Source organism: Nocardioides sp. NPDC127503, from assembly GCF_040302165.1.
Classification (GTDB): domain Bacteria; phylum Actinomycetota; class Actinomycetes; order Propionibacteriales; family Nocardioidaceae; genus Nocardioides.
On sequence record NZ_JBEORH010000011.1, the window covers coordinates 240,319 to 257,629 of the forward strand.

Sequence of the window (17,311 nt, forward strand, 5' to 3'; positions counted from 1 at the left end):
GGCAAATGTGATGGCCGTCGCAAGAGGGTGTTCCGCCAGGCCCGCGTTCGACTCCGGCCGAGTCGGCGCGTCTGTCCCAGCCAGGAACGTCGAGTCGGCGCGTCTGTCCCATGTCGCAGCGCCGACTCGGCGCAGATTCTTGGGACAGTTGCGCCGAGTCGGCGCTGGTGTCAGGAGCGCGGGGGAGTGCTCTCCCGCAGCACTACCTCGCCGTGGACGGACCGCTTGCGCAGCTCCGCCGACGGCTTGCCGAGGACGAGCTCGAGCGCGAGCCGTCCGATGTCGGCCAGGGGGAGACGTACGGTGGTCAGCCCCGGTGTCACGTCGCGCAGCGTGGCGATGTCGTCGAAGCCGGCGACGGCCAGCTCGGGCCCCACCTCGACGCCGGCGTGCCGGCAGGCGGCCAGGGCGCCGACCGCCATCAGGTCGTTGACCGCGAAGACGCAGTCCACCTCTGCGCCGTCGTTCCGGCCGTCCTCGAGCAGCCGGGTCATCGCCCGGCGTCCGCCGTCGCGGCTGAACTCGTCGGAGACGTACGCCGGCTTCGAGCCGGTCGCCTCCAGCCAGCCCTCCGCGAAACCGGCGTGCCGCTCGGCCGAGACCAGCAGGTCCTCGGGGCCGGTGAGCACCGCGGCACGGCGGTAGCCGAGGCCGACCAGCTGCTCGGCGAGCGCCTTGGCGCCGCCGTGGTTGTCGATCACCACGGTGTCGACCGGCAGGCGCGGCTGGCTGATCGCGGCCGCCCGGCCGCCGCCGTCCAGGTAGGACGTCAGCAGGTCGGCGACCTCGCTGGTGTGGCGTACGTCGGCCGTGTCGCTTCCCGCCAGCACGATCGCCCGGCTGCGCTGGCGCCGCAGCGCGGCCAGGAACTTCTGCTCGCGCTCGGGCTGGCCGCCGGTGTTGCACAGCATGACCAGCAGGCCGTGCTTCTCGGCCTCGTCGGCGAGGCCGCCGGCGATGGTGGAGAAGTAGGGGTCGGAGATGTCCTTCACCAGGAGCCCGACCGTCTCGGTCGAGCCGCGCGCCATCGCCTGGGCGTTGGCGTTGGGCGTGTAGCCGAGCTTGTTCGCCGCCGCCAGGACCCGCTCCTGGAGCTCGGGGCGTACCACCCGGTCGCTCCCGTTCAACGCGCGCGACGCGGTGGCCAGCGAGACCCCTGCCTCGCGGGCGACATCGCTCAGCGTCGCTGCGCGTTCTCCGGCCAATTGACTCTCCTTCGGCTTTCGCTCCTGGAGCCTAAGGCATCCGATGAAGACGTACGCCCGCTCCTGCTCCGGCCGGCTCGGCGGTCAGGGGCGTCCGAGGGTGGAGGCGCGGGCGACGAGCTCGGGGGTGAAGACGACCTGCTCGTGCTCGTGGGTGGGGTCGCCGACCTCGTCGAGGAGCAGCTCGGCAGCGCGGCGGCCGAGGTCCTGGCGGGGCTGGCGTACGGAGGTGAGCGGCACGGCCGCGGCGGCGGCGAACTCGATGTCGTCGTAGCCGACGATCGCGAGGTCGCCGGGTACGGTCCGGCCGCCGGAGATCGTCTGCTGGAGCAGGCCGAGCGCCAGCAGGTCGTTGGCACAGAACGCGGCGGTGGGGCGGCGCCGGGCGGGCAGCCCCACGAGCCGCTCGCCGGCGGCGCGGCCACAGGCGACGGTCGGGGCCTCGCAGGAGAGCGTGATCAGGTCCTCGGGCGGAAGCCCCGCCTCGGCCCAGGCCTGCCGGGCGCCCTCGCCGCGGTCGCGAACCTGTCCGATCGACTCCGGCCCACCGACGTACGCCACGCGCTTGTGGCCGGCGTCGATGAGGTGCTCGACGGCCAGCCGCCCGCCCAGGACGTCGTCGACGGCGACGGAGCAGAACGACGATCCGGCCCGGGTGCGGTCGACGATGACGACCGGGGTGCCTCGCTCGATCAGCTGGTCCAGCTGCGGGTCGTCGGGGTCGACCGGGGTGATCAGGATGCCCTGGACCCGCTGCTGCTGCAGGTGGGCCAGGTGGGCGCCCTCGCGGGCCGAGCGGCCGTCGCTGTTGCACAGGAACAGCGAGAGCCCGGCCGACTCGGCGGCCAGCTCGATGCCACGGGCCACGTCGGTGAAGAACGGGTTGCCGGCGTCGAGCATGACGTAGGCCAGCGACTGGGTGCTCCCGGTGCGGAGCGAGCGCGCGGACTCGTTGCGTACGAAGCCGAGGTCGGCCATCGCGCGCTCCACCCGCTCGCGTGTCGTCCGGCTGACCCGGTCGGGGCGGTTGAGCACGTTGGACACCGTGCCGAGGGAGACGCCTGCGGTGGCCGCGACATCCTTGACCGAGGCGCTGCGCGGGGTACCCGCACCTGGGGTGATCGCCACCTGGGCTCCTTCCTGAAACGTTCAATCGCAGCATAGGCCGTGGGCGGCGCTGTGACGAGGAAGGACGCTACCGGGATTGACCGATGTCGGACATGCTCATTAGCGTCCGTGTCTAAATCGTTTCATCGGAGGTCGTCATGGAGCGCGTCTGCTTCCAGCTGCAGGTCAAGCCCGAGCGCATCGAGGAGTACAAGCGACGCCACGCCGCCGTCTGGCCCGACATGCTCCAGGCGCTTGCGGAGACCGGGTGGCACAACTACTCGCTGTTCCTCCGCCCCGACGGCCTGCTCATCGGCTACGTCGAGACCCCCTCCATCGAGGCTGCTCAGGCGGGGATGGCGGCCACCGAGGTCAACGCCCGCTGGCAGGCGGAGATGGCGGAGTTCTTCGAGGACCTCGACGGTGTCGCCCCCGACGAGGGCTTCCTCCGCCTCGAGGAGGTCTTCCACCTCGGGGACCAGCTCGGTAGCTGACGCCGAAGCGTCAATTTTCGACGCCGAGGAGTCGGTTCTTGACGCCGAGGGGTCAGTTTCTGGGCTCGAGGCGTCGATTCCTGTACGCGGGAGTGGGTCAGCGGCCAGGAACTGACGTCTCGCGGTCAGGAACTGACCTCTCGCGGTCAGAGACTGACCTCTCGCGGTCGGCGCTGAAACGCAACGAAGTTCGCGCTGCTCTTGACGCACGTGACGTGCGCCACTAACGTCGGATGCGCGCTTTGAAACCTTTCAACCACACACAGAGAGGCTCTCCGATGACGACGTTCGACCAGATCTCGGGCGACCTGGCCGCCCTCGAGATCGAGGTCCCCTCGTGGGCCTACGGAAACTCGGGGACCCGGTTCAAGGTCTTCGGCACCCCGGGCACACCGCGCACCCCCGAGGAGAAGGTCGCCGACGCGGCCACCGTCCACCGCTTCACCGGCCTGGCGCCGAGCGTCGCGCTGCACATCCCGTGGGACAAGGTCGATGACTACGCGGCCCTGCGCTCCTACGCCGAGGACCAGGGGATCGCGCTCGGCACGATCAACTCCAACACCTTCCAGGACGACGACTACAAGCTCGGCGCGCTCACCCACACCGACGCGAAGATCCGGCAGAAGGCGATCGACCACCACTTCGAGTGCATCGAGGTGATGAACGCGACCGGCTCGCGCGACCTGAAGATCTGGCTCGCCGAGGGGTCCAACTATCCGGGCCAGGCCGACATGCGCGGCCGCCAGGACCGGCTAGCCGAGTCGCTCGCGACCATCTACGAGCGTCTCGGTGAGGAGCAGCGCCTGGTGCTCGAGTACAAGTTCTTCGAGCCGGCGTTCTACCACACCGACGTCCCCGACTGGGGTACCTCGTTCGCGCAGGTCAGCGCGCTCGGCGACCGAGCCGTCGTATGTCTCGACACCGGCCACCACGCGCCCGGCACCAACATCGAGTTCATCGTGATGCAGTTGCTGCGGCTGGGGAGGCTCGGCTCCTTCGACTTCAACAGCCGCTTCTACGCCGACGACGACCTGATCGTCGGTGCGGCCGACCCGTTCCAGCTCTTCCGGATCCTCGTCGAGGTGGTCCGTGGCGGCGGGTTCAAGCCCGTGGCCGAGGGCGGGGTCGCCTTCATGCTCGACCAGTGCCACAACATCGAAAAGAAGATCCCGGGCCAGATCCGGTCCGTGCTCAACGTCCAGGAGATGTCCGCGCGGGCGCTCCTCCTCGACACCGATGCTCTCGCCCAGGCGCAGGAGGACGGCGACGTACTCCTGGCCAACGAGATCTTCATGGACGCCTTCTACACCGACGTACGCGCCGACCTCGGCGGGTGGCGTGAGGACCGTGGCCTGCCCGCGGACCCGATGCGCGCCTACCTCGCCAGCGGCTACCAGGAACAGATCGAAGCCGCCCGTGTCGGCGGCACCCAGGCCGGATGGAACTGACAAAGATGACCACTGCAGAAGACCTGATCGCGCGCTCGAACCGACTCGGCGCGGATCCGAAGAACACCAACTACGCCGGCGGCAACACCTCAGCCAAGGGCACCGCGACCGACCCGGTGACGGGCCAGGACGTCGAGCTGCTCTGGGTGAAGGGCTCCGGCGGCGACCTCGGCACACTGAAGGAGAGCGGCCTCGCCGTGCTCCGGCTCGACCGGATGCGCGCCCTCGTCGACGTCTACCCGGGCGTCGAGCGCGAGGACGAGATGGTCGCCGCGTTCGACTACTGCCTGCACGGCAAGGGCGGCGCGGCGCCGTCGATCGACACCGCGATGCACGGGCTCGTCGACGCCGCCCACGTCGACCACCTCCACCCCGACTCCGGCATCGCGATCGCGACGGCCGCCGACGGCGAGAACCTGACCAAGGAGATCTTCGGCGACCAGGTCGTCTGGGTGCCGTGGCGCCGTCCCGGCTTCCAGCTCGGTCTCGACATCGCCGAGATCAAGGCGAAGAACCCGCAGGCGGTCGGCTGCGTCCTGGGCGGTCACGGCATCACCGCGTGGGGCGACACGTCCGAGGAGGCCGAGACGAACTCGCTCTGGATCATCGACAAGGCCGCCGCCTACATCGAGGAGCACAGCAAGGCGGAGCCGTTCGGTCCCGCGCTCGAGGGCTACGCGGCGATGGCGGAGGAGGAGCGGCGTACGAAGGCGGCTGCTCTGGCCCCCACGATCCGTGGCATCGCCTCGGCGGACCAGCCGATGGTCGGCCACTTCAACGACTCCGAGGTGGTCCTCGACTTCCTCGCCCACGAGGCCCACCCGCGCCTGGCCGAACTCGGCACCTCGTGCCCCGACCACTTCCTGCGCACCAAGGTCAAGCCGCTGGTCCTCGACCTCCCGGCCGGCGCGAGCGTCGAGGAGTCCATCGCCCGCCTCAAGGAGCTCGCGGTCGGCTACCGCGAGGACTACCAGGGCTACTACGACAGGCACGCCGACGAGGACAGCCCCGCGATCCGCGGCAAGGACCCGCTCATCGTCCTGGTCCCCGGCGTCGGCATGTTCTCCTTCGGCAAGAACAAGCAGACCGCCCGGGTGGCGGGGGAGTTCTACGTCAACGCGATCAACGTGATGCGCGGTGCCGAAGGGCTCTCGACGTACGCCCCGATCGACGAGTCGGAGAAGTTCCGGATCGAGTACTGGGCGCTCGAGGAGGCCAAGCTCCAGCGGATGCCGGCGCCCAAGCCTCTCGCGACCAGGGTCGCCCTGGTCACCGGCGCCGCCTCCGGCATCGGCAAGGCCACCGCGAAGCGGCTCGCCGCCGAGGGTGCCTGCGTCGTGATCGCCGACCTCGACCTCGCCAAGGCGCAGGCCGCAGCGGAGGAGATCGGTGGCCCCGACGTCGCCGTTGGCCTCGCCGCCGACGTCTCTGACGAGGCCGCCGTGCAGGCGATGTTCGACGCCGCGGTGCTCGCCTTCGGCGGTGTCGACCTGGTCGTCAACAACGCCGGCCTGTCGCTGTCGAAGTCGCTGCTGGAGACCACCGAGCGCGACTGGGACCTCCAGCACGACGTGATGGCCAAGGGCTCGTTCCTGGTCTCCAAGGCTGCCGCGAAGGTGCTGATCGAGCAGGAGATGGGCGGCGACATCGTCTACATCTCCTCGAAGAACTCGCTCTTCGCCGGGCCCAACAACGTCGCGTACGGCTCGGCCAAGGCCGACCAGGCCCACCAGGTCCGACTGCTGGCCGCCGAGCTCGGTGAGCACGGCATCAAGGTCAACGGGATCAACCCCGACGGCGTGGTCCAGGGCTCCGGCATCTTCGCCGGCGGCTGGGGCGCCAAGCGCGCCGAGGTCTACGGGGTCAAGGAGGAGGAGCTCGGCAAGTTCTACGCCCAGCGCACCCTGCTCAAGCGTGAGGTGCTCCCGGAGAACATCGCCAACGCCGTCTTCGTGCTCTGCGGGCCCGACCTGTCCCACACCACCGGTCTGCACGTGCCCGTCGACGCCGGCGTCGCCGCCGCGTTCTTGCGATGAGCCCACACCTCAGGGTCGCGGCGGTCGACCTGGGCGCCACCTCCGGCCGGGTCATGTCCGGCCGGATCGGTGGCGACCGGGTCGAGATCGACGAGCTGCACCGCTTCCCGAACGGGGCGGTACGTGTCCGCGGCTCGCTCTTCTGGGACGTGCTCGGCATCCATCGCGAGGTGCTTGCCGGCATCCGCGAGGTGGCCGGGACCGGACCGCTGCACGGCATCGGCATCGACTCCTGGGCCATCGACCACGGGCTGCTGGACCACGACGGCCAGCTTCTCGGCCAGGTGTTCAGCCACCGCGACGCCCGGGTCGAGGGGATCGCCGAGAAGGTCGTCGCCCAGATCGGCGCGGCCACGCTCTACGGCACCACCGGCATCCAGCAGCTTCCGTTCAACACGATCTACCAGCTGGTGGCGGCCCGCGGCACGGCCGCCCTCGACGCCGCCGAGACGATGCTGCTGCTGCCGGACCTGCTCGGCTACTGGCTCACCGGTGCGATCGGCGCGGAGCGCACCAACGCCTCGACCACCCAGCTCTACGACGTACGTCAGGGCGTCTGGGCGGTCGACCTGTGCCGGGAGCTCGGGATTCCCGATGGGGTCCTCCCGCCCCTTCGGGACCCGGGCTCTCTCCTCGGCACGCTGCTGCCCGACGTCGCTGACGAGCTGGGTGTCACCACCGACGTACCCGTGGTCGCGGTGGGCTCACACGACACCGCCTCGGCGGTCGTCGGCGTCCCCGCGGCCACGAAGGAATTCGCCTACATCTCCTCGGGCACCTGGTCGCTGGTCGGCCTCGAGCTCGACCAGCCGGTGCTGACCGAGGAGGCCCGGCTCGCCGACTTCACCAACGAGGTCGGCGTCGACGGCACCATCCGCTTCCTCAAGAACGTGATGGGCCTGTGGGTCCTGTCCGAGTCGCTGCGCTCGTGGAGCGAGCGGCGCTACCAGGGCGCCGAGCTTCGCTCGCTGCTCGCGGCCGCGGCGGAGCTCGCGCCGCTGCGTACGGTGGTCGACATCAACGACCCGCGGCTGCTCTTCCCGAGCACGTCGTCCGACCCGATGCCGGAGCGGATCGCCGCGCTCGCATCGGAGGCCGGCGAGGCGATCCCGCACTCGCCGGCAGCGATCACCCGCTGCATCCTCGACAGCCTCGCTGTCGCCTACCGTCGCCACGTCCGAACCGCGGCCGCCCTCGCGGGCACCTCGCCCGAGGTCGTCCACGTCGTCGGCGGCGGCTCGCAGAACGAGCTGCTCTGCCAGCTCACCGCGGACGCCTGCGGCCTGCCGGTCCTCGCCGGCCCGGTCGAGGCGGCCGCACTCGGCAACGTCCTGGTCCAGGGCAGGGCTCTCGGGGCCGACCTGCCCGACCTCCCCGCGATGCGGGATCTGGTCCGCCGCTCCTACGACGTACGCCGCTTCGAGCCGCGCGACGGCCTCGACTGGGCCGCCGCCGAGGCCCGCATCTCCTGACCCTGCTCCCGAAGGCCACCCCCATGACCGACTTCCTCTCCAACGCCCGGCTCAGCCGCCGCGCGCTCTTCGGCACGGCTGCCGCCACCCTCGGTACGGCTGCCGCCGGCGTCTCCGCGACCGCAGCCATGACCCCCGCCGGGGCCGCGACCGCCGCGACTGAGACCGGCACCGCCGGGCTCCCGGACGCCTTCGTCAAGGCGTTCCGCAAGCCGGGCACCGCCACCGCCGCGGGCTTCCGCTGGTGGTGGCCGCACGGCCTCGTCGACCCGGTCGAGATCGCGCGGGAGGTCGACCAGGTCGCCGACGCCGGCTTCGGCGTGCTCGAGGTCGCCGACGTCACCCACAGCCTCCGCGCCCGCAACATCGACGTCGACGTCGCGACCCACGGGTGGGGGACCGCACCGTGGGTGGCCGGCGTCAAGGCCGCGCTCGCGCAGGCGGCGAAGCGGGACGTACGCGTGGACGTGACGGTCGGTCCCTCCTGGCCGGCCGCGGTCCCGACGATCACGCCCGACGACGACGCGGCCTGCACCGAGCTGGTGCACGGGCAGGCGGTCGTCAGCGCCGGCTCGACCTACGACGCCGCCCTCCCCGAGCCCGTCGTGGAGCCGGCGTCGTCGGTGACCCGCGCAGAGCTGGTGACCGTGCAGGCGCACCGCGTCACCGGCTACGTACGCGACCGCAACAACAACATCACCAGCACGATCCTCGACCCGACCTCCTATATCGACCTCAGCGCGAGCGTCGAGGGCGAGCACCTCACCTGGACCGCGCCGGCCGAGCCGGCCGGCGCCACCTGGGTCCTGCTCGCCACCTGGCAGCGGGGCTCGGGACAGGAGCCCGAGGCCGGCCCGCACACCTCGCCGCGCGCCTACGTGGTCGACCACTTCAACCGTCGCGGCGCCCAGAAGGTCATCGACCTATGGCAGGACCGGGTGCTCGATGGCGAGCTGCGCACGCTCCTGCGGGCCGCCGGCGGCTACCTCTTCGAGGACTCCCTCGAGATCGAGACCGAGGCGACCATCTGGACCCGCGACCTCCTCGACGAGTTCGAGGCGAAGCACGGCTACGACCTGCGGGCGTGGCTGCCGTTCGTGCTGGAGAAGGACGAGAAGTACCAGTTCTCGATCGCGGCCACCGACCCCGCCACCGCCGACAATCTGCGCACCAATGAGATCCGCGACGACTACAACATCGTGCTCTCCGACCTCTACCGCGACCACCACCTGCGCCCGATGCAGGAGTTCGCGAAGACGCTCGGCATGGGCATCCGGATCCAGCCCTACGGCCTGGAGACCGACACGATGCAGCACGCGGCCGTGGTCGACGTACCGGAGACCGAGTCCTTGGGGTTCAAGAACCTGGACGACTACCGGGTGATGGCCGCCGGCCGCGACCTCGCCGGACACACGGTCCTCTCCTGCGAGGCGATCTGTTACAACGGCGCGGCCTACAACACGACCTGGGGCGCCAACAGCACCAGCCCGACCGCCCAGAACCAGGCGCTGTTCACGATCAACAGCATCTTCGTCGCCGGCGTGAACCAGCTGATGATCCACGGCTTCCCGTACGCGAAGGCGCCCGACGTCACCTGGCCTGGCTTCGCGGCCTTCTCGCCGTACTACAACAACGCGATCGGCTTCGGGGAGGCCTGGGGTCCGCGCACCCCGCAGTGGCAGCACATCCCCGGCATCGCCGCCTATCTCGCCCGCACCCAGCTGGTGCTGCAGACCGGAGCCCCGAAGTACGACGTCGCGTTCTGGCGCCACAAGGGCTGGGCCTCGACCGGCATCGGCCCGCAGTGGATCACCAACAACGGCACCAAGCTCGGCTGGTCGCACTCCTTCGTCAGCGCCTCGCTGCTCGCGCTCGACGGCGTCGACGTCGCGAACGGCCGCCTGGCCCCTGAAGGTCCGGCCTACAAGGCCGTCGTGGTCGGTGCCGACAACCTGCGCAGCAACGCGTTCACGATGGAGATCGACGGCGCGAAGCGGTTGCTCGCGCTCGGCCGCAAAGGCCTGCCGATCGTGCTCATCGGCGACTGGTCGCAGGTCACCGTCGCCGGGCGCGACGACGAGGCGGCCACCGCCGAGGTGCGTTCGCTGATGGCCCAGATCGGCGCCCTGCCGACCACCCGCACCGTCCCCGAGGCCGAGGTCGGCAGTGCGCTGGCCGCGCTCGGTGTCGTACGCGACGTCGAGCACGCCGACTCGACGGTGATGCACGTCCGACGTGTCACTGGCAAGGTCGACCTCTACTACCTGGCCAACGCCCGGCACGCCGAGAACCGGCGGCTCAACCCGGTGCAGCAGGACGTCTGGCTGACGGCCACCGACCGCGCCGCCGTGCCGTGGCTGCTGGACGCGTGGACCGGTGAAGTGACCCGGATCGCCGCCTATGAGCGTGCCGGCGACCGGGTCCGGGTGCGGGTCGACCTCGTCCCCGGGCAGTCCACCGTGGTCGCTCTCGCGGCCCCGGGCGCGGGCGTCGCCCGCTCTGTTCTCCCCGTCGCCACCGCTGGCCAGGCCGTGGTGGCGCGGGGCGCCAACGTCGCGTTGCGTACGACGACCGCCGGCACCTTCGAGCTCACCAAGGCCGACGGCCGGACGGTGAAGGTGGCCGTCGACCGGGTCCGGGAGCCGGTGACGCCGCAGTCGTGGGCCCTCGCGCTCGAGGACTGGAAGCCGGCGAACCCGGCCGACCCGAAGGACCTGGCCACGACGAAGGAGGTCGTGACCAGCGACCTCGCGGCGCCGCAGTCCTGGTCGAAGGTCGCCGGGCTCGAGGACGTCGCCGGCATCGGCCGCTACCGCACGAGCATCGACCTCGGCACCGACTGGACCGCGGAGGACGGCGCCTACCTGGAGCTCGGCGACGTCAACGACACCTTCCGGGTGCGCGTCAACGGTGAGCTGCTGGCGCCGTGCGACCCGATGGACCCCGTGGTCGACTTGGGCCATGCCCTGGTCGCCGGCTCCAACACGATCGAGATCGAGGTGGCCTCGACGCTGCTCAACCGGCTGCGCACCGTCACCCCGTCTGTCTACGGCGTAGCGACCAGGCAGAGCTACGGGCTCGCCGGCCCGGTTCGTCTGGTGCCCTACGTCGAGAAGGTCGTGGCCGGATGAGCGCGGTGTCCCGGTCGCGAGCCCGTCGATCGGTCAGCGTCATGCTGAGACAGGAGTGAACCGTGGCAGCCTCGGGCGGCGTACGTCCTTCCGCTTCGACCGACCTTCCATCGGACGAGGTGGAGGTGCTGGCGTTGTTCGCCCAGGGCTACACGATCGAGCGGATCGCGCGGGCACTGGGCATCTCCGAGCGCACCGTGCGGCGCCGTCTCCGGGCGGCCGCGGATGCGCTGGGAGCGGGGACGAGTGTTGAGGCGGTCGTGCGGGCCGTACGCACCGGACTCATCTGATGTGATGGACATGAGACAGACGAAGGAGGCCGCCGGATGCGAGTCGCGCTGATGGTCACGTGCATCAACGACGCGCTCTACCCGAGCACAGGTCAGGCCGTCGTACGCCTCCTGCGCCGGCTCGGCGTCGAGGTGGACTTCCCGCAGGCGCAGACGTGCTGCGGGCAGCCGATGGTCAACACCGGCTATCTCGACGAGGCGGTCCCGGTGGTGCGTACGTTCGTGGACGCCTTCGCCGGCTACGACGCCGTCGTGACGCCGTCGGGGTCGTGCGCTGGCTCGGCCCGGCACCAGCACTCGATCGTGGCCCGCCGCTCCGGCGACGAGGCCCTGGAGAGGGCGGTCGCGGAGGTCGCCCCGAAGGTCTACGAGCTCTCCGAGTTCCTCGTCGACGTGCTCGGTGTGACCGACGTCGGCGCCTACTACCCGCACCGGGTGACCTACCACCCGACCTGCCACTCGCTGCGGATGCTGGGCGTGGGAGACCGGCCGCAACGACTGCTGGAATCGGTGCGGGGGATCCGGCTGGTCGACCTGCCCGGCGCCGACCAGTGCTGCGGCTTCGGCGGCACCTTTGCGCTCAAGAACGCCGACACCTCGATCGCGATGGGGGCCGACAAGGCCCGCCACATCCGCGAGACCGGCGCCGAGATCGTGGTCGCCGGCGACAACTCCTGCCTGACCCACATCGGCGGCGTGCTCTCCCGGCAGCGCTCGGGCGTACGCACCGTCCATCTCGCCGAGATCCTCGCCTCGACCGAGGAGGCTGCCCGATGACCGGCACGTTCGTCGGCATGCCGGCATTCCCGGAGGCCGCGCGCGAGGCCCTCGCCGACTCCCAGCTGCGCCACAACCTCGCCCATGCGACCGGCACCATCCGCGCCAAGCGGGCCAAGGTCGTCGCCGAGGTGGAGGACTGGGAGGAGCTGCGCCTGGCCGGTGCCGCGGTCAAGGAGCGCGCGCTGCTCGACCTCGACACCCAGCTCGTACGCCTCGAGGAGACCCTCACCGCCAACGGCGCCACCGTCCACTGGGCTCGTGACGGCGCCGAGGCCAACGCGATCGTTGCTGCGATCGCCAAGGCCCACGACGCGCAGGAGGTCGTGAAGGTCAAGTCGATGGTGACCCAGGAGATCGGCCTCAACGAGGCGCTCGCCGAGGAGGGCATCGCGGCCTGGGAGACCGACCTGGCCGAGCTGATCGTGCAGCTCGGCGACGACCTGCCGAGCCACATCCTGGTGCCGGCGATCCACCGCAACCGGGCAGAGATCCGCGAGATCTTCCGGTCGAAGATGGGAGCCGCGGGCCGTCCGGCGCCCGCCGACCTCACCGACGAGCCGGCCGTGCTCGCGGCCGCCGCGCGGGAGCACCTGCGCGAGAAGTTCCTGCGCGCCAAGGTCGGGATCTCCGGTGCCAACTTCGCCGTCGCCGAGACGGGCACCCTCGTGGTGGTGGAGTCGGAGGGCAATGGCCGGATGTGCCTGACCCTCCCCGAGGTGCTGGTCTCGGTCGTCGGCATCGAGAAGGTCGTCTCCCGCTGGGAGGACCTCGACCCGATGCTCAGGCTCCTGCCGAGGTCCTCGACCGGCGAGCGGATGAACCCCTACACCTCGACCTGGAGCGGGATCAGCCCCGGCGACGGCCCGCAGGAGGTGCACGTGGTGCTGCTCGACAACGGCCGCACCAGGGCGCTCGCCGACGAGGTCGGCCGGCAGGCGCTGCGCTGCATCCGCTGCTCGGCCTGCCTCAACGTCTGCCCGGTCTACGAGCGCACCGGTGGCCATGCGTACGGCTCGGTCTACCCGGGCCCGATCGGCGCCATCCTCAACCCGCTGCTGAAGGGCGTCGGGCACGACGACCAGATCGACTCGCTTCCCTACGCCTCCTCGCTGTGCGGCGCCTGCTTCGAGGTCTGTCCGGTACGCATCGACATCCCCTCCGTCCTGGTCGACCAGCGCGCCCAGGTGGTCGACGCCCACCGAGGTGGGGTGCCGAAGCCGGAGGCCGTGGCGATGAAGGGCGCGGCGTACGTCCTGGGGCGCTCGCGCCGCCTCTCCGCCGTCGAGCGCCTCACCGGTCTCGGCATGCGCTTCGCACGCCGCTTCGGACCCGCCGCCTGGATCGGCGCGCGCGACCTGCCCGACGCGCCGGGGGAGAGCTTCCGCGCCTGGTGGCTGCGCACGGATGGCGGCCGCACCGACGACGGCCGAAAGGGAGATGGCATCGATGACTGACGCCCGCACCGAGATCCTCGCCAAGGTCCGCGAAGCACTGGCCGGCTCGACGATCGACCTCGGCGAGCCCAGCGTTCCTCGGGACCTCGCCCCCGTCGCTACCCCCGAGGTCGTCGACCTCTTCGCTGAACGCGTGGCCGACTACCGCGCCGTGGTCGAGCGCTGCGGAGCCGAGGACCTCGAGGACCGCATCGCGGCCGCCCTGCCCGCCGGCCAGGTGGTCGTACCGCCCGGCCTGTCGGTCCGGGTCCCCGACGCCATCGTCGACGACGGCACCCTCACCGCCGCGGAGCTCGACCGGATCGCAGCCGTCGTCACCGAGGCCCGGGTCGGGATCGCCGAGACCGGGACGATCGTCCTCGACCACGCCCCCGATCAGGGCCGCCGAGCCATCTCGCTCGTCCCCGACACCCACATCTGCGTCGTCCGCGAGGACCAGGTGGTGCCCGACGTCCCCGACGCCATCGGCATCCTGGACCCCGCCCGCCCCCAGACCTGGATCAGCGGTCCGTCGGCCACCAGCGACATCGAGCTCGACCGCGTCGAAGGCGTCCACGGCCCCCGCACCCTCCACGTCCTGGTGGTCGCCAGCAATCGGTGACCGGATCCGGCCAGGACCCTTCCCGCGAGTGTGATGGGCGTCATAGTCTCCAGGCAGCAGTGAAACGTATCAATCACGCTCCGGAGGACCCCCATGAAGCTCCGTCTGGCCGCGATCGTCATCAGCGCGCTCGTCGTCGCGGTACCAGTCCCGGCTGTCGCCGTCGACGGCGCGGCAGCCACCCACCTCACCGTCTCGCAGCTGTCCTCGCCGCGTGACGTGGAGGACCTCGGCTCGCCGCTGTTGGCCTGGCATGTTCCGTTCGCCGAGCAGAGCGCCTACCGCGTGCAGGTCGCCCGGATCAGCGAGGGCATCGGCGCCGCCGGGGTCTGGGACTCCGGTCGCGTCACCTCCTCGGCGAGCACCAACGTGCCCTACGCCGGCCCGGCGCTCGAGCCCGAACAGACCTACCAGTGGCGGGTACGCACGTGGGACCGGCGTGGAAAGAGCTCTGACTGGTCGACCGCCGACACCTTCACCACCGGTCCCGGTCAGGAGTGGGGTCAGGCCCAGCCCATCTGGCTCGCCCCGGCCCGCACGGTCACCTGGGGTGACGTCACCATCGACACCACCTTCCGGATCACCTCTCAGAACGCCACCATCGCCTTCCGCGCCTCGGACGCCAGCAACTACTACATGTGGCAGTTCCGCGGCGACGGGGTGAACACCTTCGCGCCCCACAAGCGGGTGGGCGGGACCTTCACCCAGCTCGACTCGGTGCCGCTGCCCCAGCCCCTCGTCCGTGACACGTCCTACCGGCTGCGCATCCAGGCCGAGGGCACCACCATCCGCACCTGGCTCGACGACACCCTCATCGACACCCGCACCCTCACCGACTTCGCTGCCGGCTCGGTCGGCTTCCGCACGGGCGGGTCCGAGCGCAACGCGTGGGACGACCTAACCGTCACCTCGAACTCCGGCGAGGTCCTCTACACGAACGACTTCTCCGCCAGCAGCGACTTCGCCTGCGGCGCCGCGGTGGGCGGGTGGCTCGAGGTCGGCACGAACGCCAACTGCGTCTACGGTGTCGAGTCGCAGGACTGGGCCTTCCTCCGGCACGAGTTCACGCTGCCCGACAAGCCGATCGCGGCCGCCACCTTCTACGCGACCGCATCCTCGACCGCGCCGGGCCGGCAGTACGTCTACAAGGCGTGGCTCAACGGGAAGTTCGTCGGGCTCGGCCCGACGCAGCCGATCCGCGGGGAGGCCCGTTACGACGGCTTCGACGTGACCGCCGCACTGCGGCCGGGAGCCGAGAATGCGATCGGGGTGCTCGGCTGGACGAGCAGCGACCGGCGCTTCCTCGGGCGGCTTGTCGTGGAGTACGCCGATGGCACCCGTGACGCGATCGTGAGCGGTCCCCAGTGGCGGAGCCGCTCCGGTGGGCTCGCCTTCCCCGCCGCCGGCAGCATCGGAACGTCGTTCTTCTCGGCGCCGAAGGAGAACCTGCAGTCGGCCCACTGGCCCGAGGTTTTCGCCGAGCCGGGCTTCGACGACTCCGGCTGGAGCGACGCCGCGGTGCGCCCGGCTTTCGGCGACCTCCGCGCAGCCCCCACGGCGAAGGTGGAGCAGCAGCTGAGGGACCCGGTCAACGTGGTGGAGAAGGCACCCGGCCACTACTTCATCGACTACGGCCGGACCTGGATCGGCGGTCTCTCCCTGGACGTCGACGGCACCGCGGGCCAGGTGCTCGACCTCCGGTTCGGCGAGGAGTTGTCCGCGCCCCAGACGGTGCGGTACGCCATGCGTACCGGCAACACCTACCAGGACAAGTGGACGCTGCGCGACGGTGAGCAGCACCTGGAGACCTGGGGGATGCGGGTCTTCCGCTACGCCGAGGTCATCGGTGCTCCCACCGGCCTGGGCACGGCCGACTTCCCCGCCCTTGCGCAGATCTATCCCTTCGACACCAACGAGGCGGTCTTCGACTCCGCCGACGACGACCTCGACCGCGTGTGGGCGCTGTCGCGCAACACGATCGAGGCCACCAACCACAACCTCTACGTCGACTCCTGGACCCGGGAGCGCGACGCCTACGAGGCCGACAGCTACCTGCAGATGATGGCCAACTTCTTCGTCTCCAGCGACCCCACGCTGGGGAACTACTCGCTGGAGTACCTGCTCACCGACCGTACGTGGCCGACCGAGTGGCCGATGTACACGATCTTGGCCTTCCGTGACTCCTGGCAGCAGACCGGTGACACGGACGCGCTTGCGCGCAACTACGCCGCGCTGCAGGACAAGCTGCCCCTCGAGTGGGTCGAGCCGTCCACAGGACTCATCCGCAAGAACACCGGATCCAACGGCGCCAACTCCTGTACCGACTGCGACATCGTCGACTGGCCGGCATCGGAGCGCGACGGCTACGTCTTCCGCCCCTACAACACGGTCATCAACGCGATCGGCCACCGGTCGTTCCGCGACATGGCGGAGATCGCGACGGCGCTGGGCCACGACGACGATGCTGCAACGTACACCGCCATCGCCGACCGGCTCCGGGACGCGGCCAACGAGAAGTTGTGGGACTCGGCCAAGGGTGCCTTCCGGGACGGTCTCAACGCCGACGGCACCCCGATCGAGCACTGGGCGATCCAGGCCAGCGTCTTCGCCACGGCGTTCGGGCTCGCACAGGGTGAGGTCGCGCAACGTGCTGCGGACTACATCGGAACCCGGGGCATGGCCTGCAGCGTCTACTGCGCCGCTTTCGTCCTCGAGGCGCTCTACGACGGTGACCGGGGCGACGTCGCGCACCAGCTGCTGACGAGCACGGGGCTCCGCAGCTGGCTCAACATGATCGCGAAGGGAGCCGGCGCAACCGCCGAGGCCTGGGACACCTCGCTGAAGCCCAACATGACCTGGTCGCACCCCTGGGCGGCGTCGCCGGCCTACAACGTGCCCCAAGGCATGTTCGGCATCGAGCCCCTGGAGCCCGGCTACGAGGAGTTCCGCGTCCGGCCACAGCCCGCCGGGGTCCCGTGGGCACACGTCACCCTGCCCACCCTCCGCGGACGCATAGGCGCGGCGTACGCCACGACTGACCGCGGCACCGACGTCGGCGTGAGCGTGCCGGGCAACTCTCGGGCAGAGGTCTTCGTACCGTCGCCGTCCGGGGAGCAGGTGTTCCTCGACGGGCACCCGGTGCCCGCGACGCGTGAGGGCTCCTACCTGGTGATCCAGGACGTGCCCTCCGGCTGCCATGTGATCAGCACGAGCTCCGGGGAGAGCCCGGAGGCCGATCGGCTTCGCGCAGTCTGCTGAACCTGAAGGCTGTGGCCGGATCCGGCCACAGAAAA

At 70.6% G+C, this 17,311-nt stretch carries 12 protein-coding genes; 10 read left to right on the forward strand and 2 right to left on the reverse strand.

Annotation, left to right across the window (positions count from 1 at the left end):
- Nucleotides 1-170: 170 nt before the first annotated feature.
- Nucleotides 171-1,205 (reverse strand): LacI family DNA-binding transcriptional regulator, encoded by a 1,035-nt coding sequence (locus tag ABTW65_RS23990; RefSeq protein WP_350664819.1) that lies wholly within the window; start codon nucleotides 1,203-1,205, stop codon nucleotides 171-173.
- Nucleotides 1,206-1,289: 84 nt separating this feature from the next.
- Nucleotides 1,290-2,333, reverse strand: a complete 1,044-nt coding sequence (locus ABTW65_RS23995; protein WP_350664821.1) for a LacI family DNA-binding transcriptional regulator — start codon at nucleotides 2,331-2,333, stop codon at nucleotides 1,290-1,292.
- 137 nt (nucleotides 2,334-2,470) lie between these two features.
- Between ABTW65_RS23995 and ABTW65_RS24000 the strand changes: the two genes are divergently transcribed.
- The 10 genes from ABTW65_RS24000 to ABTW65_RS24045 all read left to right on the forward strand — a co-directional run bounded on the left by ABTW65_RS24000 (nucleotide 2,471) and on the right by ABTW65_RS24045 (nucleotide 17,276).
- The gene (locus ABTW65_RS24000) at nucleotides 2,471-2,806 is read left to right on the forward strand and encodes an L-rhamnose mutarotase (protein WP_350664822.1); all 336 of its coding nucleotides are present in this window, start codon (nucleotides 2,471-2,473) and stop codon (nucleotides 2,804-2,806) included.
- A 278-nt stretch (nucleotides 2,807-3,084) separates the two neighbouring features.
- The gene (rhaI, locus tag ABTW65_RS24005; RefSeq protein WP_350664824.1) at nucleotides 3,085-4,254 is read left to right on the forward strand and encodes an L-rhamnose isomerase; all 1,170 of its coding nucleotides are present in this window, start codon (nucleotides 3,085-3,087) and stop codon (nucleotides 4,252-4,254) included.
- Nucleotides 4,255-4,259: 5 nt separating this feature from the next.
- Nucleotides 4,260-6,290: a bifunctional aldolase/short-chain dehydrogenase gene (locus ABTW65_RS24010; RefSeq protein ID WP_350664827.1), complete on the forward strand. Its 2,031-nt coding sequence runs from the start codon at nucleotides 4,260-4,262 to the stop codon at nucleotides 6,288-6,290.
- Complete coding sequence (locus ABTW65_RS24015) at nucleotides 6,287-7,762, forward strand: rhamnulokinase (RefSeq protein WP_350664829.1); 1,476 nt, start codon at nucleotides 6,287-6,289, stop codon at nucleotides 7,760-7,762. Before ABTW65_RS24010 ends, ABTW65_RS24015 begins: the two co-directional genes overlap by 4 nt.
- Before the next feature lie 23 nt (nucleotides 7,763-7,785).
- Complete coding sequence (locus ABTW65_RS24020) at nucleotides 7,786-10,893, forward strand: glycosyl hydrolase (protein WP_350664831.1); 3,108 nt, start codon at nucleotides 7,786-7,788, stop codon at nucleotides 10,891-10,893.
- A 62-nt stretch (nucleotides 10,894-10,955) separates the two neighbouring features.
- On the forward strand, nucleotides 10,956-11,183 hold the full coding sequence (locus ABTW65_RS24025) for a helix-turn-helix domain-containing protein (RefSeq protein WP_350664833.1): 228 nt from the start codon (nucleotides 10,956-10,958) through the stop codon (nucleotides 11,181-11,183).
- A gap of 36 nt (nucleotides 11,184-11,219) precedes the next feature.
- Complete coding sequence (locus ABTW65_RS24030; protein WP_350664835.1) at nucleotides 11,220-11,960, forward strand: (Fe-S)-binding protein; 741 nt, start codon at nucleotides 11,220-11,222, stop codon at nucleotides 11,958-11,960.
- A complete protein-coding gene (locus ABTW65_RS24035; protein WP_350664837.1) occupies nucleotides 11,957-13,417 on the forward strand; it encodes a lactate utilization protein B in 1,461 nt (486 codons plus the stop codon). The genes ABTW65_RS24030 and ABTW65_RS24035 overlap by 4 nt, the downstream gene beginning before the upstream one ends.
- Nucleotides 13,410-14,018: a LutC/YkgG family protein gene (locus ABTW65_RS24040; RefSeq protein WP_502890661.1), complete on the forward strand. Its 609-nt coding sequence runs from the start codon at nucleotides 13,410-13,412 to the stop codon at nucleotides 14,016-14,018. The genes ABTW65_RS24035 and ABTW65_RS24040 overlap by 8 nt, the downstream gene beginning before the upstream one ends.
- Before the next feature lie 93 nt (nucleotides 14,019-14,111).
- Nucleotides 14,112-17,276 (forward strand): family 78 glycoside hydrolase catalytic domain, encoded by a 3,165-nt coding sequence (locus ABTW65_RS24045; protein ID WP_350664840.1) that lies wholly within the window; start codon nucleotides 14,112-14,114, stop codon nucleotides 17,274-17,276.
- Nucleotides 17,277-17,311 lie beyond the last annotated feature (35 nt).